At 60.3% G+C, this 25,225-nt stretch carries 17 protein-coding genes; 6 read left to right on the forward strand and 11 right to left on the reverse strand.

Going from position 1 to position 25,225, the window contains the following annotated elements; genetic code table 11:
* Positions 1 to 4 precede the first annotated feature (4 nt).
* The 10 genes from C4J83_RS05100 to yaaA form a co-directional block, all read right to left on the reverse strand.
* Complete coding sequence (locus tag C4J83_RS05100; RefSeq protein ID WP_106579534.1) at positions 5 to 1,537, reverse strand: MBOAT family O-acyltransferase; 1,533 nt, start codon at positions 1,535 to 1,537, stop codon at positions 5 to 7.
* A 215-nt stretch (positions 1,538 to 1,752) separates the two neighbouring features.
* Positions 1,753 to 2,862 carry a mannuronate-specific alginate lyase gene (locus C4J83_RS05105; RefSeq protein ID WP_119738432.1) on the reverse strand — a complete coding sequence of 370 codons (1,110 nt, stop codon included), beginning with the start codon at positions 2,860 to 2,862 and terminating at the stop codon, positions 1,753 to 1,755.
* 8 nt (positions 2,863 to 2,870) lie between these two features.
* Positions 2,871 to 4,319: an alginate O-acetyltransferase gene (locus tag C4J83_RS05110; protein ID WP_106579582.1), complete on the reverse strand. Its 1,449-nt coding sequence runs from the start codon at positions 4,317 to 4,319 to the stop codon at positions 2,871 to 2,873.
* An 11-nt stretch (positions 4,320 to 4,330) separates the two neighbouring features.
* A complete protein-coding gene (gene algG / locus C4J83_RS05115) occupies positions 4,331 to 5,905 on the reverse strand; it encodes a mannuronan 5-epimerase AlgG (protein WP_124416479.1) in 1,575 nt (524 codons plus the stop codon).
* Complete coding sequence (locus tag C4J83_RS05120) at positions 5,905 to 7,392, reverse strand: alginate export family protein (protein WP_119738436.1); 1,488 nt, start codon at positions 7,390 to 7,392, stop codon at positions 5,905 to 5,907. The genes algG and C4J83_RS05120 overlap by 1 nt, the downstream gene beginning before the upstream one ends.
* Positions 7,389 to 8,816 carry an alginate biosynthesis TPR repeat lipoprotein AlgK gene (gene algK / locus C4J83_RS05125; RefSeq protein WP_256660647.1) on the reverse strand — a complete coding sequence of 476 codons (1,428 nt, stop codon included), beginning with the start codon at positions 8,814 to 8,816 and terminating at the stop codon, positions 7,389 to 7,391. The genes C4J83_RS05120 and algK overlap by 4 nt, the downstream gene beginning before the upstream one ends.
* Positions 8,817 to 8,902: 86 nt before the next feature.
* Positions 8,903 to 10,069 (reverse strand): alginate biosynthesis protein Alg44, encoded by a 1,167-nt coding sequence (locus tag C4J83_RS05130; protein WP_124416480.1) that lies wholly within the window; start codon positions 10,067 to 10,069, stop codon positions 8,903 to 8,905.
* Between the two features lie 36 nt (positions 10,070 to 10,105).
* Complete coding sequence (alg8, locus tag C4J83_RS05140; RefSeq protein ID WP_164487910.1) at positions 10,106 to 11,587, reverse strand: mannuronan synthase; 1,482 nt, start codon at positions 11,585 to 11,587, stop codon at positions 10,106 to 10,108.
* 83 nt (positions 11,588 to 11,670) lie between these two features.
* Entirely contained in the window at positions 11,671 to 12,987 is a 1,317-nt protein-coding gene (locus tag C4J83_RS05145) for a nucleotide sugar dehydrogenase (RefSeq protein WP_106579580.1), read from the reverse strand.
* An 899-nt stretch (positions 12,988 to 13,886) separates the two neighbouring features.
* Positions 13,887 to 14,666: a peroxide stress protein YaaA gene (yaaA, locus tag C4J83_RS05150; RefSeq protein ID WP_106579528.1), complete on the reverse strand. Its 780-nt coding sequence runs from the start codon at positions 14,664 to 14,666 to the stop codon at positions 13,887 to 13,889.
* A gap of 685 nt (positions 14,667 to 15,351) precedes the next feature.
* Between yaaA and C4J83_RS05155 the strand changes: the two genes are divergently transcribed.
* From C4J83_RS05155 to moaE, 6 genes are all read left to right on the forward strand, one after another.
* Positions 15,352 to 16,476 carry a polysaccharide deacetylase family protein gene (locus C4J83_RS05155; protein WP_124416481.1) on the forward strand — a complete coding sequence of 375 codons (1,125 nt, stop codon included), beginning with the start codon at positions 15,352 to 15,354 and terminating at the stop codon, positions 16,474 to 16,476.
* A gap of 348 nt (positions 16,477 to 16,824) precedes the next feature.
* Positions 16,825 to 18,219, forward strand: coding sequence for a PhoH family protein (locus tag C4J83_RS05160; protein WP_053254513.1), 1,395 nt, complete (start codon positions 16,825 to 16,827; stop codon positions 18,217 to 18,219).
* Between the two features lie 315 nt (positions 18,220 to 18,534).
* A complete protein-coding gene (locus tag C4J83_RS05165; protein ID WP_124416482.1) occupies positions 18,535 to 22,266 on the forward strand; it encodes an autotransporter domain-containing protein in 3,732 nt (1,243 codons plus the stop codon).
* Positions 22,267 to 22,382: 116 nt separating this feature from the next.
* Positions 22,383 to 22,856 (forward strand): cyclic pyranopterin monophosphate synthase MoaC, encoded by a 474-nt coding sequence (moaC, locus tag C4J83_RS05170; protein WP_056858942.1) that lies wholly within the window; start codon positions 22,383 to 22,385, stop codon positions 22,854 to 22,856.
* Positions 22,853 to 23,095: a molybdopterin converting factor subunit 1 gene (moaD, locus tag C4J83_RS05175; protein ID WP_124416483.1), complete on the forward strand. Its 243-nt coding sequence runs from the start codon at positions 22,853 to 22,855 to the stop codon at positions 23,093 to 23,095. The genes moaC and moaD overlap by 4 nt, the downstream gene beginning before the upstream one ends.
* A 2-nt stretch (positions 23,096 to 23,097) precedes the next feature.
* Positions 23,098 to 23,547, forward strand: a complete 450-nt coding sequence (moaE, locus tag C4J83_RS05180) for a molybdopterin synthase catalytic subunit MoaE (RefSeq protein ID WP_106579522.1) — start codon at positions 23,098 to 23,100, stop codon at positions 23,545 to 23,547.
* Positions 23,548 to 23,670: 123 nt separating this feature from the next.
* On the opposite strand, the gene rhlB is transcribed toward moaE, so the two are convergent.
* On the reverse strand, positions 23,671 to 25,140 hold the full coding sequence (gene rhlB / locus C4J83_RS05185; protein ID WP_124416484.1) for an ATP-dependent RNA helicase RhlB: 1,470 nt from the start codon (positions 25,138 to 25,140) through the stop codon (positions 23,671 to 23,673).
* Positions 25,141 to 25,225 lie beyond the last annotated feature (85 nt).

Consider the following 25,225-nt stretch of genomic DNA (forward strand, 5'->3'; position numbering starts at 1 on the left):
CCCCTCAGAATTGGAAGTAAAGGAACGGCGAGAAACTCTGCGCCGACAGTTTCAGAATCGACGCCACGAACAGCAGCAGTACAGCGCCGCGCATGGCGTAGCGTGGCCAGTCAGCGGTCCAGTAGGCCGGCTGCACGGCGGCGTCCTGGCCGACGGTGAAACCTGGCTGGTGGATGCTGTCCGGGTTGTCGCCCGGCACGGCCTTGATCAGGCTAGGGTCGGCCGGCTTGGCTTTCTCGGCGGGGCGGTTGGTGTAGAAATCGCGCAGACCGAAGAACGCCAACGTTGCGTATGCCACCACCAGGGTTGCCACTTGCAGGCCGGTGAGGCTGGCGCGGTTGAGTTCCGACAGCGACCATTCGCCAAAGCTGAACATTGCGCCGTACATACGGCCGGCGACGTGCAGGTTCTCGGAGCGGAAGATCACCCAGCCCATCACCACCAGCAGGAAAGTGAAGGCCCAGCGCACCACGTTGAAGCTGCGCGGCGCGGTGTTGAGGCCGATGGCTTTTTCAATCGCCAGCCACATGCCGTGCCAGGCGCCCCACACGATGTAGGTGATGTTCGCACCGTGCCACAGACCACCGAGCAGCATGGTCAGGAACAGGTTGCGGTAGGTGATCAGCGTGCCTTTGCGGTTGCCGCCCAGGGTGATGTACAGGTAGTCACGCAGCCAGGTGGACAGGCTGATGTGCCAGCGCCGCCAGAACTCGGTGATCGACTGGCTGATGTACGGTTGCTTGAAGTTTTCCATGAAGCGAAAACCCATCATCAAGCCCAGGCCGATGGCCATGTCGCTGTAGCCGGAGAAGTCGAAGTACAGCTGCGCGGTGTACGCCAGCGCACCCAGCCAGGCATCGCCCGTGGTGGGGTTTTGCAGGGCGAAGCAATGGTCGGCGACCACCGCCAGGGTGTCGGCGATGAACACCTTCTTGATGAAACCCTGCATGAACCGCGTGCAGCCCTCGGAGAACTTGTCGAGGGTGTGCGTGCGGTTGTTGAACTGGTCGGCCAGGTCGCGAAAGCGCAACACGGGGCCGGCAATCAAGTGCGGGAAGATCGCCACGAACGCCGCAAAGTCGATGAGGTTGCGGGTGGCCGGGGTGTCGCCGCGGTACACGTCGATGATGTAGCTGATGGACTCGAAGATGTAGAACGAGATCCCGATCGGCAACAACACGTGGGTGAGAATGAACGGCTCCAGACCCACCGACTTCATCATCACGTTGATGCTGTCGACGCCGAAGTTGGCGTACTTGAAGTAGCCGAGGATGCACAGGTCGACCGCCACGCCCAACAGTAGCCAGCGCTGGGCCGGCTTGGTGCGCACGCCTGCTGCACCGACCTTGAGGCCGATCCAGTAATTCCACAGCGTTACAGCGGCGAACAGCGCCAGGAAGTCCACTCGCCACCAGGCGTAGAACACGTAGCTGGCAATCAGCAGCAGCAGGTTGCGATAGCGTTGCCCGCTCAAGTAGTACAAGCCGAGAAAGATCGGCAAGAACAGAAACAGGAACACATTGGACGAGAAAACCATCCCGATCTCTCCATGTTTAACAGACAGTCAAGGGCCAGAGCCCCCCCAAACCCCCCCACGATTTCGGGGGAGGCCGTACAACATTGCTACTGGCGAAACCGGCTCAAACGGTGGGAGGGGGCTTGTCCCCGATGGCGGTCTAACAGCCGCCATCTGTGTTCAATGACACACTGCTATCGGGGCAAGCCCCCTCCCACATTTGTAACCGGGTTCCGTCAGATTCCTTTGTTGCCCTTTTCATGCGTCGGGTCGTAGACCTTGGTCAGGTCACCGCCGAGCCGGAAGGTCTTGAACGGCTGCATGCCATGCTTGCGTTCGAGCACATCCGGGGCGCAGGTGTAGAGGGTGCAGAAGGGTTCAAGCCAGGCAAATTTCATGTCTTCCTTGAGGTCCTTCATGTCCTGCTCTTTGCCGTTCTTCTTCTCGAAGATCTCCGGGTCTTTGACCCCGGCCAGCACTTTGTCGCCCAGGCGTTTGAGCGCGCCGTTGTTTTCCTGGCGCAAGTCCACGCCGTTGACCAAGGCAAAGCTTGCGATCATCGACAGCGGCGGCAATGCGTAGTTGTGATACGACAACGCCCGTTGTTGACGCTTCAATTCGTTAGGCAGGAAACCTTGGTCATCGACCTGGTTGGCGCCGACCTTGTATTCCTTCACGGCCCAATCAAACAGGTCGCGACGGTTGACGGCGACGGACGTCGCCATCACCGACCAGGCGGCCCAGTAGGAGTGGTTGTTGGTTTTTTCCAGCGGCAGGTTGTCCCAATCGCTGACGACCTGGTCGGCCATTTTGCTGAACCAGGCTTCGATCACCTGCGACTCCTGCTGGTGGTTGGCCAACGGGTGGGAGTCGGAGAACTTCAGGCGCACATAGGCCGAGGCCATGCTGCCCAGCGCCCATTTGCGCATGGACTTGCCGGTGTGGTTGAAGTCCTTGGACATCAACGCATCTGCCTTGGCCCAGCTGGTCAGCCAGTTGAGCGTGCATTCGAGCTGCTGCGGACGGCCGTCGCGCATGAACTGCATCACGCGCTTGCTGGTGTCTTTTTCCAGCTTGGTGATGTCGGCAGTGCTGTCGCGAAAGGCTTTTTCGGATTGCACATTCAGGGTGGAACGGGCTTTGTCCGAACCCTCGTACTTGCTGCGAAATTGCAGCGAGCCGGTGTACGGCGCCGGCATGGCGTCGCAGTCATTCTTGAAGTCGCCGGTCTTGAACGCTTCCACCGGGGCGAAATAGCCCTGAGGTGGACGCAGTGGCGCGGCGGCGTTGACTGAACCGGCGAACATCGCCAGGCCCAGCAGCGTTGGAATCAATAACTTCTGCATAGGTAACCTCATTGCCCGGCCGATGCGGTCTGTTGACCACCGGCAGGGAACACGTTGCGTGTGCAAATTTTCGCTTCGACTTTCTGCGCGGCAGCGCCCGCTTCGGGACCCTGCACTTCCACGGCCAGCAAGTTCTGCGAGGCCCAGTCTTCATCGGTGCGCAGTTCAAAGGCGAAACGCCCGTCTGTATCGGATGTTTCGGGTTTCTCGATCTTGATGTCCTCGTGGCGCCCGTTCATGTACCAGAGGGTGGCTTGCAGGGTTTTCACCGACGGGTCGGCGAAGCGGATGTCGACCTGGTGACTGCTGTTACGCAGGTCTTTGTTCGAACTGTTGACCAGCAATTCGTTCTTGCCGGGTTTGAGCGTGGTGCTGGCGCTCATCTGCGCGGTCTTGCCTTCGCAGCCGTTGTCGAGCAGCGACATCATCTGGCGGTAGATGGTCTCTTGGTCGAGGCGGTACAGCGGCGAGAATTCCCAGATCAGAATTTTCGGCGGGGTTTTCTGAAATTCGTCGCTGCCCAGGTACTGGATCATCGAGCCTTCGAGGCCACCGCCGGGGAAGGCGACGTTGAGGATGTCGGCGCCGATTTCCTGTTCCAGGAAGCCGGCGAAGTTGTAGTTCTTGCCGCTGTGGCTGGTGCCGACCAGGGTGATCTGCGGGTTGCCCGAATCGCTGAACAAGTCGCCGTCGCCCGCTTCGCCCTTGGGCTCGGTGGTGAACTGGTCCATGTACTGGATCGCGTAGCTGGTGCCGCACAGTTGCCCGGCCATGTTGTGCAGGGTGCCGGTCTTGCCCATGCGTCCGGAGCGCTTGGTTTCGAATTCGCGCTTGGGAATGTCCGCAAACTCAGGCATCGCACGCACTTTGGCACCGACGATTTTCGCGGTGCGCTGGGCACCGTAGGGCGTCCAGTGTTGGTCGCCGCGGAAATAGAAATCGTGGGCCGGCAATTCATCCGGGAGTTGCTCGTTGGTCAGCGGCGACAAGTCCGGCACCACGTAACCCATCTTGGCGAAACGACCCAGCATGGTTTTGTAGTTACCCAGTGCCTTGTCGAAATCGAACTTGGCTTTCTCTTCGGGGTTGAGCTTGTTGCGGTTCACCAGGCCACGGGTCGGCTGGTAAACCACCACCAGTTCCACGCCCTTGGCCTTGAACGCATCGTGCAGCTGTTGCATGCGTTTGTAGCCGGCGGGGCTGGTGTCAAATTCGGTGCGCAGGTCTTCCTGGGTACGGAACAGCCAGTCGCCCTGGGCTTGCACCAGGGTGGTGAAGTTCTGCTGATAACGCGTGGTGTAGTTCTTCGCGTCATGGGCCGCGGGGCACAGGCTGCAGCACGGTTCGGCGGTAAAGGTCGGCGCTTTGACGTCATCGGCGCGCACGCCTTGGCTGGCCGCCAGCAGGCCGAGGGTCAGACCCGAGAGGCTCAGCAATTTGATCATGTGTGGGTGCATAAGGGTCATCCTCAGTCCTGCATTTCGGTCTGGCGTTCGACAGGGTCGATCAGCACGGCTTTCTGTTGGCGCACCAACAGGTCGAGAATTTCTTCCTGCCGATCACCCAGCACGCCGTTGAAGCTGATGCCGCTGGATTTGGTCGGCGCCAGCATCGACACGCGGTACAGCTCGACACTCAAGGGCGAGTCGATCGACAGCGGCCCGCTGCCGTTACCGGCCAGTTCACCGCCGACCACGATCAGCGAAACCTTGGCGTCGAACGGGTCGAGCGCGATGTCGCGGTCGGTGTCGGTCAAATCCTTGATGTGGCCGTACACGCCGGTCAGGCCGTTGGCCATCGAGGTGTTTTCGTACAGGCGAATGTTCACGCTGTTACGGATGCGAATGCCGTGGCGACGATTGCTGATCACCTTGTTGCCCCACAGCAGGTTGTCGCCGCTCTCATAGAGCGTGATGCCGTCGGTGTGGTTGCGGTAGATCTCGTTGTCGGCAATCAGGTTGTTCACGCTGTTACGGTCGATCACCAGGCCCGACAACTTGTTGTCGTAGCTGCGGTTGTTGAAGATGAAGCTGTCGTTCACTTCCCGGGAAATGATGATGCCGTGCTTCTTCTTGGTGCCGTAGACGGTGTTGTCCGCAATGATCAGGCCGTGGGAACGGTCGTGCGGGTCAATGCCGTAGACGATGTTGTCTTTGTAGGTATTGCCCTTGAGCACAAAGCCGGTGGTTTCGTAGCAGTAGAAGCCGTACCACATGTCCGAGAACTCGGAATCGACGATCCAGCCGGTCGGCTCAGGGCGCTTGAGCACCTTGGCCATGTTCGGCGTGTACTGGGAAATACTCACCCCGTACGACTTACTGTTGGCGTAGCCGAAGCTCGCCATTTTGCTGTTGGCGACGTAAGTCTCGGTGCCGCCCCAGGCCAGCAGGAACGGGCGAAACTCCTTGGGCGACTGAAACAGCGCCGGGCCATTGGTCTTTTCATTCCAGCCGGTGATCTTTGTGTCACGCACAAACAACTGGCCGTCGTTGATCAGGAACGAACCGGCTTGCTGGGACAGGCGCAGCTCCTGGGTCTTCTTGTCGATTTCCAGAATGCCCTTGCGCCCGACCACGATCGGCAGCTTGGCCAGAAACACACCCGGTGAGGTTTCGCTCAGGTATTGCTTGGGCACTTTGCCGAGCAGGTCCTTGAGGTTCAGGTAGCCGTCGTCGACAAAGATCGCCTGAGGAATGCCGTGCTGGCGCACCACCCATTCGGCCATCTTGTTATCGCCGCCGATAAAGTCCTTCAGCGCGTCCTCCTGCATCATGCGGCGGATGCTGACCTTGCCGGGTTTGCTTCTGACGATCTTCTTTTCCATCGCCGCGGCGGTGTAGCCCGACAGGTCCGGCAGGGCAGGCTTGGCCATTTCCAGCGGCGCGGTCGGCGGGCTGGAGATGGTGTAGGTCTTGGCCTGTTGCAGTTCTTTGGCGATGGTCGGCGCCTTGCCCTGCTGCGGGGTGTCGGCGAAGGCTGTGGCACTGGCCATCAGCATCGCGGCAACCAGCATTTTTTGAGGAATCATTGCGCAGGCTCCCATCAGAACTTCCAGATCACGTCGACAAAGGCGCGATGCATGTACGAGTCGACCTGGCTGCCATACGCGTCACCTGGCTTGAACACACCGGCACGCAAGCGCACCAGGGCCGACGGTTCGTCGATCGACTGGCTCAGCGCCGCCGGCAACAGGCCTTTCTTGAAGTACTTGGTGACCACCAGGTCCATCTCCTGGCCCAGGTCTTTCTTGCCGTCTTCAAGCGGCAGGGAAGTGCTGGACAGGATCGCGCCGGTCACGTCATCGGTGTTGTTCTGCACGGCATCGATGCCGTTGCTGCCCACCGGTTTGTTACCGTCCACGCGCCAGAATTTGTGATAGACCAGGCTGGCGTCATAGTCCTCGCGCAGCTGCCAGGAACCGAACAGGCTCATGGACTGCATGTTGTTCATCTCGCCGCGAAACGCCTCGCCGAAGCGGTGCACGCGCGACTGGGTGCCGGTCCAGTTCGAACGGTTGCTTTGCAGGCCGTTCTGCTCGTAGTTGGCACTTGCGCGGGAGTACGCCGCGCCGACTTGCCATTGCGGGTCCAGGCGCAGGCGCACGCCCAGGTCGGTGGCCCAGCCACTCACGTCATCGCTGCGCTTGGCCTGGGTGGGGCGGGTGCCGTCGGCGTTGAGTGCGTTGACCGTGTCGCGGTCACCTTTCATGCCGGTGACGCTGGCCCAGTAGTTAACGGTGTTGGTGTTGCGCCAGTTGTAGGCGTCGCTGTTGGCTTCGATGCCGAGCCAGGTCAGGTCGCCGTTTTCGCGCTTGTCCAACGGGTCGGTGGCCACGCCCGGTTCGGCGTAGTCGAGCTTGCCGTCGTCGTGGGTGTGGTGACCGCGCAGGCCGATCCACTGCCCTGGCGTCCACTGGTAGGCGGCGTCAGCGTAGAAGTGCTGGCGGTCCTTGTCCTTGGGCGACAGTTCCTTGAGGTCGGTGCGGTATTCGCTGAAGCGTTCGGCAGCGCCGACGTTGGCCTTGAGCAAGGTGGTGTCGAAGGTCCAGTTCAGCGCCTCGATGTTGGTATCGCGCCATTGGCCGTCGTCATTGCGCAGGCGCTGGCGGCCGAACTTGAGGATCTCGCCAGGGTAGGGCGTAAAGCCGCTGTAGCCGACCCAGAACTCGCGCAGGGCCAGGTAGTTCTTTTTGGCTTTGCGGTCGTCGTTGCTCGATTGTTCGGTGGTGTCATCGGAGGACTGTTGCAGCGTGTCGGTCTCGATGATGTCGCTCGACACGACCGCCTGGCCCATGGCGTAGGCGCTCCACGCGCCGCTTTCGCCGTAGACCCACGGGCGCAGGTCAAGGCCGATGCCGTTGACGTCGCCGCCTTTCTGCGTGCCGAGGTCGCGGTCATCTTCCGATTGCGCGGTGGCTTTGACTTCCAGGCCGAAGTTCTTGGCTTCGGTCAGCGCGGCCAGGGTCGGGCACGACCACAGCAGGGCGAAGGTCAGGCCGATGCCGGCCTTGACGAATGGGTTGAGCTTCATAGGGATTCCTCGCCGTCTTCTTCTTGCAGGGCGTGCAGTTGCAGCGTGCTCTGGGCCAGGGTGCCGCGCGCGGCCAGTTCCTGTTGCACCAGGCGTTGGCCTTCGGCGCGTTGCTCTGGCGTGAGCGGGGCTTCGAGCTGCGTGGCCAAGTCATTGGCCTCTGGCGTGTCCTGGGCTTTAGCCAACTGGCTGAAGACGTAGGCGTTCAATGGGTCGGGCTGGGTGCCCTTGCCTTGGGAAAACAATTGCGCGATGGCGAAGTCGGCGCTGTTCTGGCCGTTGCGCGCAGCAGTGAGCAAATGGTCGAGGGCTTTTTGCGAATAGACCTTGCCCAGGTAGCCACGGCGGTAGATCTGGCCGAGGTAGTAATCGGCGGCCACTTCCTTGCCCACGGCTCTCTCGAAATGTGCTTCGGCGGCCTTGGCATCTGCCGGGACCCACTTGCCTTCGTAATAGAGCTTGCCCAGCAACAGCTCGGCGCGCGGCTGGTCGGCGGCGCGGCCATTGTCCAGGTACTTCATCATTTGATCGACGTCGCCCAGTTCCGGGAAGTCGTAGAGCAGTTGCGCCAGGCTGACCCAGGAAGCGGGGTAGCCGGGGGCGATTTTTTCCAGCAGGGCTTGCGCGGTTTTCTCGTCGGTCTTGCCCAGGGTTGCATCGCCCAACACGCGGGCCACGCTGTCGACACGCTGTGCGGTGACGGTGCCACGGCTGTAGCCGGCTTCCATTTGCTTGAGCAGCTCGGCCTGTTTTTCCGGCTCGGCTTTTTTCTGGTAGACCGTGGCCAGCTCGACGTAGCAGATGTCGGTGGTGTTCAGCGCGGCCTTGCAGATGCGCTCCACGTCATCCAGATGCTGGTCGTAGGTGTCCTGGGTGCGATACAGCAGCACCTGAGCCAAACCTGCTTCCGGGTAACCCGCCGCCTGCCACTTGCTGATCTGTTGCTGGGCATTCACGTTGGGGAAGCTGTGCGGGTATTGCAGGTACAGCATCGCCAGCGGAATCAGGGTATTGCCTTCGCCATTGGCAAAGGCTTTTTTCAGCAGGCCTTCAGCCTCGTGCTGCTCGGCCTCGGTGGCACCGGGCTTGGCGACCAGCAGGCGACCCAGACGGGCCTGGGCGCGTGGCGAGGTATCGGCGGCCGCGCGGTAGGTGGCTTCGGCCTGGCGGATTTGCTCGGGGTCACGGGTGGTCACCTGGATATCGGCCAGGCCTACTTGGGCCTCGCTGTAACCCAGGTCTGCCAGCTGCTGGTAATTTTGCTGGGCGGTGACCGTGTCGCCACGCTTGAGGGCTTCGTTGGCCAGACGCTGGTCGGGCAGGCCGGCGCAACCAGTCAAAGAGATCGCCAATGCCAGTGTGCACAGAGATCCAATGTGGGAGCGGGCTTGCTCGCGAAGCAGGCGACGCGGTACATCAGGCATACCGCGCTGATCCCTTCGCGAGCAAGCCCGCTCCCACAAGGATTGTGGAGTAGTCGGAATAGGAGTCGTCACAGGCATGTCCTCGCTTACAGACCGTGAGCCGTGGCTTTATCGATCAACCAGTTCAGCGATGGGCCGCGGTCGCTGGTCACTTCTACCGGGCGACCGGCGTAGGTGCTGTCCAGCGGCGCATCCGGCTTGATCTGCACGCGGATGTCGGAAGACAGGTCGGCGCTGTTCAGGCTGGTGCTGCTGACGATGGTGCCGGTGCGGATCTGTTCTTCGTCGGCCACCTGGAAGCTCACCGGTGTGCCTGGGCGAACGTCGGCGAACTGGCGGTAGGTGAAGCGCGCTTCCACATTGGCCAGGCTGCCGCGTGGCACCAGTTGGAAGATCACATCGCCTTTGCTGGCGTACTGACCGTCGGCGACCAGTTGCTGGGCAACCACGCAATCGCAAGGCGAGGTCAGGGTGCCGGTCATTTGCTTGCCGAACAGCTCCTCAACCTTGGCCGGTTGCAGTTGGTCTTCGTCCAGATGGCCCTTGAGCACATCGAGCATGCTGGTGCTGAAGGTCGCCAGTGGCGCGCCTTTGGCGGCGACCGCGTCACCTTTGAGCAGGCTTTGCACGGTGCCGTCACGCGGCATGGTCACGTTCATGCCCGGCACGCTGACGAGGCCAGCCTGAGCGTGGCTGACGAAGTACATGCCGTACACCGATTTAAAGATGAAACCGAACGCTGCCAGGCCGACGATGAAGATACCTGCGCTGAACACCACGGCGCGCAGGCGGCCCGCGGCGCTCATGTTGCTGCCGTCGTCCTTGACCTTGCGCGCCTTGGTGAAGTTGTCGCGCTGCAGGGTCGCCAGCACGTCGCCCATGGTCACGATGTCACCGGACAAGTGCGAGGTGATCAGGTGGCGCAGGGTGGAAATATCCTGGGCGTCCAGGTTCTGGAACTGGCAACCGGTGCGGCCGGTCTGGCGGTCATAGGAGCGAATCTGCAGCTCTACGTCCATCGCCAGGCCGAGGTTATCGATGACAAATTGCAGGCGGCCCTTGTGCACTTCACCGACGGTCAACGGCTGAGTGGCGGTGAACGCCAGGCCGCCGGCGGACAGGTCGATCACCCGTGCTTCGGTCTGGGTGCGGTCGGTGTTGAAGAAGCGCAGCTTGGCCGGGATTTTCACCCGGGCATGTTGGCGCTGGGCTTCGGATTCGTGGACAACGTTGGCGTTTACTTGGCTATTCATGGTGTGTAGTTCCTAGTTAATTCAGGCTTGGCAGGGTCAGACCATCATCAGCAACACGGCGACGAAAATGCTGCCGGCGGAGAAGGTCATGGTCCGAGACGACCAGGTGTTGAACCAACGTTGAAAGCTGGCCAAATCGCGGGTCAGTTTGGTGTCCTGGCGGGTCCAGGACTGTTGATCAAGGCGGAAGAACACGTAGATCTTCACCAGCGCACCCATGATCTGGTTGTAATAGAGAATCACCGGGTAGGCCGGGCCGATCTTGTGGCCGGAGCACGACAGCAGCAGGGTCAGGATCAGGCGGGTGATGCCGATCCACAGCAGGTACGCGAGGATGAATGCGCCGCCGTATTTGAAGGTGGCGATAAAGGCCACCGTCAGGCCAAGCAGGGAGGTCCACATCGACACACGCTGGTCGAACAGCACCACGCTGGTGAACAGGCCGAGCCGGCGTACACCCAGGCCCAGGGCACGGGAGTTCTGGCGCAGGTTGTTGCCGTACCAGCGGAACATCAGCTTGCGGCTGGCTTTGATAAAGCTCTTTTCCGGCGGGTGTTCCACGGTGTTGATCGCGGCGTCCGGCACGTAGAACGTGTCGTAGCCCAGGCGCATCAGGCTGAACCAGCTGGACTTGTCATCGCCGGTCAAAAACTTGAAACGGCCCAGCCGCCAGTGTTGCAGCGAGTCGCTTTCAACGTCGGCGATAAAGCCCGGGTCGGTGACCACGCTGGCACGGAACACGGACATGCGCCCGGTCATGGTCAGCACGCGCTTGGACAGGGCCATGGAGCACATGTTGATGTGGCGTTGGGCGAAGCGCAGTTTGTGCCATTCGCTCATGATGTAGCCGCCGCGCACTTCGCAGAACTCGTTGGTGGTCAGGCCGCCGACATTGCCGAACAGCTGGAACCACGGCACGGTCTTGCGAACCACACCTTCGGCGAGCACGGTGTCGCCATCGATCACCGCAACCACGGCGCGGTCATCCGGCAGGTGGCGGGAGATGGCGCGAAAGCCAAAGGCCAGACCGTCGCGTTTGCCGGTGCCGGCGATGCGCACAAAATCAAGCTTCACGTGGTCCGGCGGGTTCATGCGTTCCCACAGGCTTTTCACCAGCAGCTCATCGCTCATTTCCACCAGCGAGCAGACCACGGTGGTCGGGAAGCCGCATTCGATGGCCTCGCGAATCACCGAGCTGTACACCTGGGCGGTGGTCAGCGCGTCGATACGAAAGCTTGTGACCATCAGGAATACATGGGAGGGGTCGGCGGCTTTGCCCAGCTTGCGCACTTTGCGGCGCAGGTGTGGGTAGACCACGTACAGAAACAGCATGCCGCGAAAGAAATGCGTAGCACCCATCGAGTAGCGCCAGATGCCGACGGCGCCAATCAGGAAAATAAAATTCTTCGACTCGGAGTCGAACGTACTCGCCGGTAGCAGCAGGGCGAGTCCCATCAGCAGGCTCAAAAACAACAGCCAGCCGGCGGATTGGAGCAGTACGTGTTTTAACTTGGACATAAGCGTCATCCGAAGGTGAAGAAGGCTCCAGGCTGCAAGCGCTGGGGATTGGTACGCTTGCAGCCCGGAACTTGCTGTTGCTGTTACCAGCAAATGCCTTCGGTGCGGCCGCTCACGCTGGTGGCCTTGGACATGAAGCCCACCAGGTCGACCACTTGCTTGCCGTGTGGTGCGTTATGCGCCAGGGCACGGAATTTCTCGTCGCGGTTGCCAAGGATGATGACGTCGGAGTTGTTGATCACCGCGTCGAAGTCCGAGTTGAGCAGGGACGACACGTGCGGGATCTTGCCTTCGATGTAGTCTTTGTTCGCGCCGTGAACACGGGCGTATTCGACGTTGCTGTCGTAGATGCTCAGGTCGTAGCCCTTGCCGATCAGCATTTCCGCCAGTTCCACCAGTGGGCTTTCACGCAGGTCATCGGTGCCGGCCTTGAAGCTCAGGCCCAGCAGGGCGACTTTGCGCTTGTCGTGGCTTTCGACGATGTCGAAGGCGTTCTGCACCTGGGATTCGTTGCTGCGCATCAGCGAGTTGAGCAGCGGCGCTTCCACGTCCAGGGAGCCTGCACGGTAGGTCAGGGCGCGTACGTCTTTGGGCAGGCACGAACCGCCGAACGCGAAGCCTGGGCGCATGTAGTACTGGGACAGGTTGAGGGTTTTGTCCTGGCAGACCACTTCCATCACTTCGCGACCATCGACGCCGACGGCCTTGGCGATGTTGCCGATTTCGTTGGCGAAGGTCACCTTGGTGGCGTGCCACACGTTGCAGGTGTACTTGATCATTTCGGCAACGGCGATGTCCTTGCGGATGATCGGCGCGTCGAGTTCCTCGTACAGCGACTGCAGGACATCGCCGGAGGCTTTGTCGAACTCGCCGATGACGGTCATCGGTGGCAGGTCGTAGTCGGCGATGGCGGTGGATTCACGCAGGAATTCCGGGTTGACCGCAACACCGAAGTCGACGCCGGCTTTCTTGCCGGAGCAGTCTTCGAGGATCGGGATCACCACATTGGCCACGGTGCCCGGCAATACGGTGCTGCGGACCACGATGGTGTGGCGGGTGGTTTTGTCACGCAGGACAAAACCGATCTCGCGGCATACCGATTCGATGTAGTTGAGTTCCAGGTCGCCGTTTTTCTTGCTGGGCGTGCCCACGCAGATCATCGACAAGTCGGTATCGCGGATGGCCTCGGCGAAATTGGTCGTGCCGCGCAGCCGCCCGGTCTCGATACCCTGGCTCAGCAGTTCGCCCAGACCCGGTTCAACGATTGGCGATTTGCCCGCATTGATCAGGTCAATCTTTTCCTTGGAGATGTCCACGCCGACCACTTCGTGGCCACGGGCAGACAGGCAACCGGCACACACTGCGCCAACGTAACCCAAACCAAATATGCTGATGCGCATCGCATTTACCTCTTTGTCATTGAAGACGATATTAATCATGCCAATTAGATGGCCGGAGTTCATGTTTGCAAGCGTCACTGATGCCGCGAAAGTTGGGCGAATAGACGCCGACTTGCCGCGTACAGGCATGTTGAATAACGAGTGACTAACTATTGCACTCAAGTTGTGCGAAACGTGGCCTTGTTATTGGGGCTTGCCCTGTAATGCAGCCGGCCTTCCTGGGAGAAGGGCCTGGCGCCAGTGCCGCAGAGCCTTGATAGAGGCTGTAAGCCTTTAAGTATCAATGCCTTGGGTTGTCTCACTGACCCATTAGGGGAAGCTGAGCCTTGGCCTTATAGTGGGTGGCAATGCATCCTTGTCGCCGCGCTTAACTAATCTGTTTGTAATATGACCCCTGAGTCAAAGTTAAATGTGACAACTTTGCTACTTCCGTTGGTCGCCATGTAAGTCATCTCTTACAGCAACAGAGAATTTCGTTACCGGTGGTATGAGCGGTGCTTTAAGGTGAAGTTCCTGGCCACTCATCCTGTTTTCTGAAATTTCTTGAAATATTAGAAAAGATGGCACTGGTACTATATTGATAGCACTTGCAATTTGGGCCAGTAGTTACAGGTAGTTGGCACGAAGGGATAGTTTTGTGCCACTAGTGTTTTAAAAAAGTGGTGCCACTACGAAAAAAATTCAGAAATGTCGAGTGAAAGATTCGTTAGGAATGCGACAGGATATTTTTTGGCGCCAGATTAATGACGATTGTGGGCCTGAAATGCGCACACAAAATGTGGGAGCGGGCTTGCTCGCGAAGGCGGTCTGTCAGTAACCGATGTTCTGACTCGACCAGTCTTCGCGAGCGAGCCCGCTCCCACAGTTGGATTTCAGTGTTTTTTAGAGCGGGTACGGCTTTATTCCGGTGCGTGATCGCGCAGGAACACCAGGTTGTCCGGCTTGGACTGCTCGGCGTTGAAGCGATAGCCCTGCAGATCGAACTGCTTGAGCTTGGCCGGATCGTTGATGCGCTCTTGGATCACAAAGCGGCTCATCATGCCGCGGGCTTTTTTGGCATAGAAGCTGATGATCTTGTACTGGCCGTTTTTCAGGTCCTTGAACTCGGTGTTGATGATCCGCGCGTTCAGGGCCGTGCGTTTGACCGCCGAGAAGTACTCGTTGGAGGCCAGGTTGAGCAGCACGTCATCGCCTTGTTCGGCAAGCGCTTCGTTGAGCCACTCGCTGATGCGGGTGCCCCAGAAGGCGTAGAGGTCCTTGCCGCGGGCGTTGGCCAGCTTGGTGCCCATCTCGAGGCGGTACGGCATCATCAGGTCCAGCGGGCGCAACAGGCCGTACAGGCCCGAGAGCATGCGCAGGTGGTCCTGGGCGTAGGTGAAATCGGCGTCGCTGAAGGTTTCGGCGTTGAGGCCGGTGTAGACGTCGCCCTTGAAGGCCAGCAAGGCCTGCTTGGCGTTTTCTGGCGTGAAGGCTGGGGTCCAGCTGCCGAAGCGCGCGGCGTTGAGGCCGCCGATCTTGTCGGAGACGTGCATCAGGTCGCTGATTTGGGCAGGGCTCAGTTCACGCAGTTGTTCGATCAGCGCCTGGGAGTGGTCCAGGTATTGCGGCTGGGTGAAGCGCGGGGTGACCGGCTTGGACTCGAAGTCGAGGGTTTTGGCGGGGGAAATCACCATCAGCATGAAGTTGGCTCCTGTAATCGTGGGGGGGATTCTAGGGGGTCGCGGGGTTTGACTCCACCTATGATGGTGATAGGGGGCTGCTGTGGGTGTGCGTATATCCATTGCCGCGGTAACGGCGGCTGGTGGTTGCGCGCTGACGGCGGGTCGCTTTTGGCAAACGCCCGGCATGCCGGCCCAGCCAAAGGTAACCACTCACCACTCGGCGCCTCGCCTGCGTTCGGCCAGCTGGTTGACGGGGCCTGTCAGATCAAAAGCAGAGCACGGCGACCTGGTAGCCGACCTGAGTGGTAGAAGCGGATCAAGCGCACAGCAACACACCTCTATCTGATGCGCTGAGCTCCAAATGTGGGAGCGGGCTTGCTCGCGAAGGCAGTGTGCCAGCTACCCATGAGCTGACGGATCCACCCCCTTCGCGAGCAAGCCCGCTCCCACACGTTGACCGAGTTCAACTGCCAGCACCGCAGTGCTTGGCTTTTCTGTGGGAGCTGGCTTGCCTGCGATGCAGACAACTCGGTCAATCAGGTACACCGGGTTGATGCCCTCGCAGGCAAGCCCGCTCCCACATTCGATTGAGTTCGGCTTCCATTTCGGCCATCACCCAAATAACGGATATGCCCACCAACCCAATAACCCAGCCCGGACGATCGGCTATAGTGCCCGACAACTCTGGAAAGGGAGACCCCGTGTGCGAATTGCGTTTTTACTGTCAGCTTGTTTGCTGTGCCTGGGCGCCCAGGCGGCGCCGGTTGACGTAGCCAGTCTGGACCGCACCACCTGGCCTGAAAAGCTCAGCAGCCCCGCGCTGTTCGATGTCGCTTCTCGCGCCGAGATCCTGATGTTCGCCCACAGCTTAATCGCCAGCGAAGCCCAGGACGAAGCCGCGCTCAAACAACGCCTGGGGCTGAAGATCATCAACCTGGCCGCCATCGACGACCTGCGCCGCCAGCTCTGGCAGCGCCTGTTGGAAAACTACACCTTCGCTCAACAAAGCTGCGAAGAAGACGCCTCATTCTGCTACCTGGTCGAAAGCATGGACGACCTGCGCGAGCAAGCCGGCAAATTCCAGGTCAGCGACAACTCCTTCTATATAGGCTGGGCCAACCCCAGCCACAATTTCCACGAACGCTACCTCGACGAACTGCTGCGCAAAGCCGCACTGTTCCCACAAATCAGCAGTGAAGTCCTGCGTTTTGGCGACCACGAACGCAATGGCGATGAACTCAACGACCGCCTGTTCCTGCTGACCTTCGACGGCGGCCCTGCGCCGGTCAGCGGCAATACCGACTGGCTCACCGACTACCTGCGCAAGCAAAAGATGAACGCCACTTTCTTCGCCCTCGGCAGCAGCCTGCAAACCCGTGTGGAGCGCAGTTCCGCCGCCGATGTGCAGGCGCTGTACCAAGGCCAGTGCGTAGGCACCCAGGGTTGGCAGTACCGGTCCCACAGCCATTGGGTCGACTGGCAAAGCTCGATCACCCGCAGTGCTGCGCTGGCGCAGAACCTGATGCCGGAAAACTACGTGCCGCTGTTTCGCCCGCCCTATGGCCAGCGTCGCGCCGACAGCCAGGGCTTTTTCCAGGCGCAAGGTTTACAGGTGGCGCTGTGGGACATCGATTCCCAGGACGAACCGGGCAAACTCAAGGCTGATGAGTCCGCGCAGCGGGTGCTGACATTGATGTTGCTGTGGCGCAAAGGCGTAATTGTGTTTCACGACACCCAGGACAAGGCACGGGTCGCGTTGCCGATGTTGCTGCAGGCAACGGCGCAAAGTGGGCTGGGTTGGCAGGACTGCCGGGAGGCGTTTCGCTGAAAAAGCGCAAGTGCCCGGCCCTGTTGGGGATGAGGCGTTTTTGGGGTGATTTTGTGCGACATTTCGATGCAGGCGGACTTCCGACTTTAACGGGGTGGCTGGCACTCGGCTAGTGCTATTCGTCATCCTGAAAAATAAACTTCAAAAAAGCGTCAAAGTGCTTTTTCCTGTCATCGCTTTTGCGGTATTACGAAGTCAGATCGCCGAAACCTGCAACACAGGTGGCGTCTTCCAAGACTCCTCATGTGGGCACTGCACTTGACGTCACTACGGTGCAGTCGGTGGTCGAATCGAGGCGCAGCACTGTTGTGGTATTGCGTCGACTGGCTCCCACAAAGGTGACCGAGTATGGATGATCATGGACGTAACCCTTCTTCCGACCAGCCAATCCTTTATGTGCTTGATACCAACGTATTGATTCACGATCCAAACGCACTGCTTAACTTCGAAGAACACCACGTCGCCATCCCCATGATCGTGCTTGAGGAGCTCGACAAACTCAAAAGTGGCCACCACAGCGTTGCCGCTGAATGCCGCCAGGCCATTCGCCTGATCGACAAGACCTTGGGCGAAGCCTCGCCCGAGGACGTTGAAGTCGGCGTGCCGATCCAGCGTGGCAAAAGCGGGCCCAAGGGCTTGTTGTCGATTCTGATGAACAAGCGCAGCGAGCCCAACAGCCTGCTGCCGGAAAACCTGAACGACAATAAAATCATCAACCAATTGATCGACCTGCACGCGCGTGACAAGGACTTGCGCCTGGTGCTGGTGACCAAAGACATCAATATGCGCCTCAAGGCACGAGCGTGTGGGATCGCTGCCGAGGACTACAGTACCGACCAACTCGTCGACGACGTGTCGATGTTGTCGCGCGGTTATCACACCATGACCGGCTCGTTCTGGGACCGCGTCAGCAAAGTTGAAACCCGTCAGGACCACGGCCGCACCTGGCACCAGGTACAGCTGACCGACAACCTGCCGGCCGTGCATATCAATGAGTTCATCATCGACGAACAGGGGTTTGTGGGCTGGATCAAAGAAATCCAGGTCGACAAACTGCTGATCCTCGACCTGCATCAGGAACCCCTGTTGCACCAAGAAGCCTGGGGCCTGAAACCGCGTGACATCTACCAGAGCCTGGCGCTGTATGCGCTGCTCGACCCGGACATCCACCTGGTCAACCTGACCGGCGCCGCAGGTTCGGGGAAAACCATCCTCGCCCTGGCCGCCGCCATCGAGCAGACCATGGTGACCAAGCGTTATCGCCGCATCATCGCCACCCGCAGTGTGCAGGGCCTGGACCAGGAAATTGGCTTCTTGCCCGGCACCGAAGCAGAAAAAATGGAACCGTGGCTGGGCGCGATCACCGACAACCTCGAAGCCTTGCACATGGATGACGAAAACACCCATGGCAGCGTCGATTACATCCTCAGCAAAGTGCCGTTGCAGTTCAAATCCCTCAACTACATCCGAGGTCGCAGCTTCCAGCAAAGTCTGATTTTGATCGATGAATGCCAGAACCTCACGCCGCACCAGATGAAAACCATCATCACGCGCGCCGGCGCCGGTTCCAAAGTGGTGTGCCTGGGCAACCTGGCACAGATCGACACGCCTTACCTGTCCGCGACCAGCTCCGGGCTGACTTACCTGACGGAACGCTTCAAGGACTTCCCGAACGGCGTGCATATCGCGCTGCAAGGGGTGCCTCGTTCGATCCTGGCCGAGTACGCCGAGTCCCACCTGTAAAAACATGACCCTGTCGTAGTTGGTGGCTAAATGCCACGAACCACCCCGGATTTCTCACGAAATCCGGGGTTTTTGTTATGTGCGACATTTGCCTGCGATTTAGCGCCGTGGGTGCTTGTGGACTTTGTAATTATTTTGTTACATTTTTTCTCGCCGCAAAAACCATAAGAACATTGCGTGACCCCCGTCGGAAATCCAGCTCATTGATTCGACGACGTTTTGAAGACCCGTGTGGGTTTTCTGCGTGACCCTGCCTATTACAAAAAGCCCGATACATCGCTCATTGACGACGCACATATCCAAAGGGAAAGGAACATGGAAGTAGCAGGTAATGGCTCCACTTTGTCTCAACGTAAGCGCGCCTCAGGTTTCAGGTCGATACCTCTCACGCCCATCGCACTCGGCCTGGCCTTATGGCTGAGTCAGGGCCCAATGGCCTGGGCAGATGACAGCAACCCCTACACCGCCCAGGTGTTGGAGTCGGCCTTCAGGAAAGCCGTGGCATCGTTTGGCCCCAACACCGATGTCTACAAGAACCTGCGCTTTGGTTACGCAGACATCGTCGATCTGGCCGCCAAGGACTTCGCCGCACAGTCCGGCAAGTTCGATTCAGCCCTCAAGCAAAACTACGAGCTGCAACCCGAAAACCTGACCATCGGCGCCATGCTCGGCGACACCAAGCGCCCGCTGGACTACGCCTCGCGGTTGGATTACTACCGCAGCCGGCTCTTCAGCAACAGCGGACGTTACACCACCAATATTCTCGATTTTTCCAAGGCTATCCTCGCCAACCTGCCGGCTGCCAAGCCCTACACCTACGTAGAGCCGGGCGTCAGCAGCAACCTCAGCGCGCAGCTGAACGCCGGCCAATCCTGGGCCGCCGCTACCCGTGACTGGAGCGCCAACGCGCAAACCTGGAAAACCCCCGAAGCCCAGGTCAACTCCGGCCTGGACCGCACCAACGCGTACTACGCCTATGCCTTGGGCATGACCGGCAAAGGTGTGAACGTGGGCGTGCTGGACTCGGGCATTCTCACCGAGCACTTCGAGTTCCAGGGCAAGAATGCCCAGGGCCAGGACCGCGTGCAGGCGGTGACGTCCACCGGCGAGTACTACGCCACCCACCCGCGCTATCTCCACGACACCCCGGACGGCGAGTTTCAAAAAGGCGAGCACTTCAGTATTTCCGGTGAGTACGACCCCACCATCAACGACGGCCACGGTACGGAAATGTCCGGTGTACTTGGCGCCAGCCGCAACGGCACCGGCATGCACGGCATCGCGTTTGACGCGAATATTTTTGTCGCCAATACCGGCGGCACCGACGACAACCGCTTCCAGGGCTCAAACGATCTGGACTACAACGCGTTCATGGCCAGCTACAACGCGCTCGCCGCGAAGAATGTGTCGATCGTCAACCAGAGCTGGGGGCAGAACTCGCGCAACGACGTAGAAAACCACTTCGGCGATGTCGGCGACAGTGCGGCGGACAACTTGCGCGACATGAAGGCTGCCTATCGCCCGTTCTGGGACAAGGCCCACGCCGGGCAGAAAACCTGGATGGACGCCATGGCCGACGCGGCGCGGCAAAACACCTTTATCCAGATCATCTCGGCGGGTAACGACAGCCACGGTGCCAACCCGGACACCAACGCCAACCTGCCGTTTTTCAAGCCGGACATCGAAGGCAAATTCCTCTCGATCACCGGTTACGACGAGACCAGCGCGCAGGTCTACAACCGTTGCGGCACCTCCAAGTGGTGGTGCGTGATGGGCGTCTCGGGGATTCCGTCCACCGGGCCAGAAGGTGAAATCATCCCGAATGCCAACGGTACATCGGCCGCAGCACCGAGCGTCTCCGGGGCGTTGGCGCTGGTGATCCAGCGCTTCCCTTACATGACCGCCAGCCAAGCCCGTGATGTGTTGCTGACCACTTCCAGCCTGCAAGCGCCGGACGGTCCGGACACGCCCGTGGGCACCCTGACTGGCGGCCGTACCTACGACAACCTGCAACCGGTGCACGATGCCGCGCCAGGCACCCCGCAAGTGCCCGGCGTGGTCAGCGGATGGGGCTTGCCCAACCTGCAAAAAGCCATGCAGGGGCCGGGGCAGTTCCTGGGTTCGGTGGCGGTGGCATTGCCTACCGGCACACGCGATATCTGGGCTAACCCGATTTCCGATGAAGCCATTCGCGCCCGCCGTGTAGAGGACGCCACCGAGCAGGCGACCTGGGCCGCCACCCAGCAACAAAAAGGTTGGCTCAACGGTTTGCCGGCGAATGCCTCTGACGATGATCAGTTTGAATACGAAATCGGCCATGCGCGCGAACAGGCAACGCTGGCCCGTGGCAAAGACTTGCTCACCGGCACGACCTATGTCGGCAGTCTGGCCAAGTCCGGCGATGGCGAACTGGTGCTGGAAGGCCAGAACACCTACTCCGGCAGCACGTGGGTGCGCGGCGGCAAGCTGTCGGTGGACGGTTCATTGACGTCCGCCGTAACCGTGGATGACAGCGCTGTGGGCACGCGCAATGCCGATAACGGCGTGATAACCACGCTGGGCGGCACGCTGGCCGGCAACGGCACGGTGGGTGCCTTGACCGTCAACAGCGGTGGCCGTGTGGCACCGGGTCACTCGATTGGCACGCTGCACACGGGCGACGTGACCTTCAACCCGGGCTCGGTATATGCCGTCGAAGTCGGCCCCAACGGGCGAAGCGACCAGATCCAGAGCAGCGGCGTCGCCACCCTCAATGGCGGTGTGGTGACCGTGTCTCTGGAGAACAGCCCTAACCTGTTGTCCGCCACCGAGGCGCGTAGCTTGTTGGGCCAGCCGTTCAACATCCTCACCGCCACCCAGGGTATCAACGGACAGTTTGCGGCGATCTCGCCTAATTATCTGTTCATCGGGACTCAACTCAATTACCAGCCTAACGCGCTGACCCTGGCCGTAGAACGCAACCAGACGACCTTTGCCAGCGTTGCGCAAACCCGTAACGAGCGCGCCGTGGCGACGGCGGCCGAGGCATTGGGCGCGGGTAGCCCAGTGTATGAAAGCCTGCTCGCTTCAGACTCGGCAGCCCAGGCGCAGGCGGCGTTCAAGCAGCTGTCAGGGCAACTGCATTCGGATGTGGCGGCAGCGCAAATGGCTGACAGCCGCTACCTTCGTGAGGCGGTCAACGGCCGGCTGCAACAGGCTCAGTCACTGGACTCCAGTGCGCAGATCGACGCCCGCGACAACGGCGGCTGGGTGCAACTGTTGGGTGGTCGCAACAACGTCAGCGGCGACAACAATGCCAGCGGTTATTCCTCGTCCACCAGTGGTGTGCTGCTGGGGCTGGACACCGAGGTTGGCGACGGCTGGCGTGTGGGCGCAGCGACCGGCTACACCCAGAGCCATCTCAATGGTGAGTCGGCTTCGGCGGACAGCGACAACTATCACCTGTCGGTCTATGGCGGCAAACGCTTCGAGGCGATTGCCCTGCGCTTGGGTGGCGCCACCACCTGGCATCGCCTGGACACTTCGCGCCGCGTGGCTTACGCCAACCAGTCGGACTACGACAAGGCCGACTACAACGCGCGGACCGACCAGGTGTTTGCCGAGATCGGCTACACCCAATGGAACCTGTTCGAACCCTTCGCCAACCTGACGTACCTGAACTACCAAAGTGATTCGTTCAAAGAGAAGGGCGGCGCCGCCGCTTTGCATGCCAGCAAGCAAAGCCAGGACGCCACGCTGTCCACCCTGGGCCTGCGCGCGCATACCCAATTGCCGGTCAGCTCGACCTCGGCCGTCACCTTGCGCGGCGAGCTGGGTTGGGAGCATCAGTTTGGCGACACCGATCGTGACGCCTCGCTGAAGTTTGCCGGCAGCGACACCGCCTTCGCTGTCAACAGCGTGCCCGTGGCGCGTGATGGCGCGGTGATCAAGGCCAGCGCGGAAATGGCCTTGACCAAGGACACGCTGGTGTCCTTGAACTACAGCGGTTTGCTGTCCAACCGCGGTAACAACAACGGGATCAATGCCGGATTCACCTTCCGCTTCTAACCTGGTGTTGTCATGCATAGAGGGGCGCATTGCGCCCCTTTATTCATGGGATAAACAGCTCTGCGCAAATTTGACTCACGGGTTTACAATTGCCGCTCCTGATCAGGAGTATCCCTGTGCTGACTCATCTCGATTCCCAAGGTCGCGCCCACATGGTCGACGTCACTGACAAAGCCGTGACGTTCCGCGAGGCCGTGGCCGAAGCGCGGGTGCGCATGCTGCCCGACACCCTGAAAATGATTGTCGACGGCGCCCACCCCAAGGGCGACGTGTTTGCCGTGGCCCGTATTGCCGGGATTCAGGCGGCGAAAAAAACCAGTGATCTGATTCCGCTGTGCCACCCGCTGATGCTGACCGGTGTAAAGGTTGAGCTGCGCGCCGACGGCGTGGACGCCGTGCATATCCTTGCGCGCTGCAAGCTCAGCGGCCAGACCGGCGTGGAGATGGAGGCGCTGACCGCCGCCAGCGTCGCGGCGCTGACGATCTACGACATGTGCAAGGCCGTGGACCGCGGCATGACCATCGAAAGTATCCGCCTGCTGGAAAAGCTTGGCGGCAAAAGCGGGCATTTCAAGGCGGACCAGGCATGAGCATCAACGTATTGTTTTTTGCCCGCTACGCCGAAGCGGTGGGCTTTGATTCGCTGGAGATGGAAGGCGATTTCGCCACCGTCGATGCGGTGCGCCTCGCGTTGGCCAATGACCCGGAGTTTGCCGTGCTCAATGAGTCCAGCTTGATGTGCGCGCGTAACGAAGAACTGTGCGGCCTTGATGAGCCGGTGCAGCCCGGCGACGAAGTGGCGTTTTTCCCGCCCGTGACGGGAGGCTGAGCATGGCCATTCGCGTACAGGCCGAGGCGTTTGATCCGGGCTTCGAAGTCAATGCGATGCACGCAGCCAATGTCGGCGTCGGCGCGGTGGTGAGTTTTGTCGGCTATGTGCGCGACTTCAATGATGGTCGCGACGTGTCGGGGATGTTTCTTGAGCACTATCCGGGCATGACCGAAAAAGCCTTGGCCAAGATAACGGTCGAGGCCGAACAGCGTTGGCCATTGCTCAAGCTGGAAGTGCTGCACCGGATCGGCGCGCTTGAACCGGGCGAGCCGATTGTGTTTGTGGCTGCCGCCAGCGCGCATCGCCAGGCCGCGTTTGAGGCCTGTGCATTTGTGATGGACTACCTGAAGACGCGGGCGCCGTTCTGGAAGAAGGAAAACACGCCTGAAGGGCCGCGTTGGGTGGAAGGGCGGGGCAGCGATCACGCGGCGGCGGATCGTTGGAAGTAAGGTTGATGCAAAACCCAATGTGGGAGCTGGCTTGCCTGCGAAAGCATCACCGCGGTGGGACTGACTCACCGAGGTGTCTGCATCGCAGGCAAGCCAGCTCCCACATATTTAATCGCATTCAGCTTACGGGCGTTTACGTTCCACAGCGCGCAGCAAATGCGTCGGCGGCGTCTCGCAGCTGATCTTGCGGCCCAGCAACGTCTCGATCGAAGGCAACTGATACGAGTCATCCTCGCCTGCAAAACTGATCGACACGCCCGCAGCGCCGGCACGCCCGGTACGGCCTATGCGGTGGACGTAGTCGTCCGGCACTTCCGGCAGGGTGAAGTTGATCACGTGGCTGATGCCGTCGATGTGAATCCCGCGCCCGGCCACGTCGGTGGCCACCAGCACGCGAATCTTGCCTTCGCGAAAGCCTTCCAGGGTCTTGATGCGCTTGTGCTGCGGCACGTCGCCCGACAGTTGCGCGGCGTTGACGCCATCGCGTACCAGGCGTTCTTCGATGCGGCGCACCTCGTCCTTGCGGTTGGCAAACACCATCACGCGCTCCCAACCGTTGTCATTGATCAGGTTGTAAAGCAGCTTGTACTTATCGGCGCCGGCCACGGCGTAGATGTGCTGTTCGACGTTTTCGCTGGCAACGTTCAGTGCCTCGATCTCGACGATGGACGGGTCGGTGGTCCACTGCTTGGCGAGGTTCATCACGTCTTCGGTGAAGGTCGCGGAGAACAGCAGCGTCTGGCGCTCGTTTTTCGGCGGGGTCTGGCGAATGATCTGACGCACTTGCGGGATGAAGCCCATGTCGAGCATGCGGTCGGCTTCGTCCAGCACCATTACTTCGACCATGTCCAGGTGCACATCGCCACGCTGGTTAAAGTCGAGCAGGCGGCCCGGGGTGGCAACCAGGATGTCGCAATGGCGAGCTTCGAGGTGCTTGAGCTGCTTGTCGAAGTCCATGCCGCCCACGAACGTCATGACGTTGAGGCCGGTGTACTTGGTCAGGTCGGCGGCGTCCTTGGCGATCTGTACCACCAGCTCGCGGGTCGGCGCGATGATCAGTGCGCGCGGCTCACCCATGTAGCGTTCTTTGGGCGGCGGCGTTTGCAGCAGCTGGGTGATGATCGAGATCAGGAACGCGGCGGTCTTGCCGGTGCCGGTCTGTGCGCGGCCGATGGCGTCTTTGCCGGCGAGGGTGAAACCCAGCACCTGCGCCTGGATCGGCGTGCAGTACGGGAACCCCAGGTCCTGAATGGCGTGCATCAGTTCCGGCGCCAGTTTGAAATCGTGGAAGCGGGTTTTGCCTTCCTGTGGCTCGACGACGAAGTCTTCAAGTTTCCACGCAATCACGGGCGCTTTGGGCGCGCGTTCGCGGCGGGGTGCCTTGGGCGCAGGTGCAGGCTCGGCCTCGGCGGATTTTGCCGGTTCAGGCGCGATCACCGGTGGCTTCTTCGGTGAGGCAACAGGTGCGGTCCGGTCTGGCTGTTTACCGTCATTGCGGCTGCCGGATGAGGGGACAGGAGCACTGGGAGCAGGCGCGAGCGGCTCAGCCTCGCTTTTGCCGAACATCTTCTTGAGTGCTTTGAGCACGGTCATCTCATTAATTGGTTAAGGAATGTACGCCGGCCAGTGTAATGCAAGAATCGGGCGCGGCGTAGTGCGTTGGTCACACGGCTACATA

Origin of the sequence: Pseudomonas sp. LBUM920 (assembly GCF_003852315.1) — a bacterium.
GTDB lineage: Bacteria > Pseudomonadota > Gammaproteobacteria > Pseudomonadales > Pseudomonadaceae > Aquipseudomonas.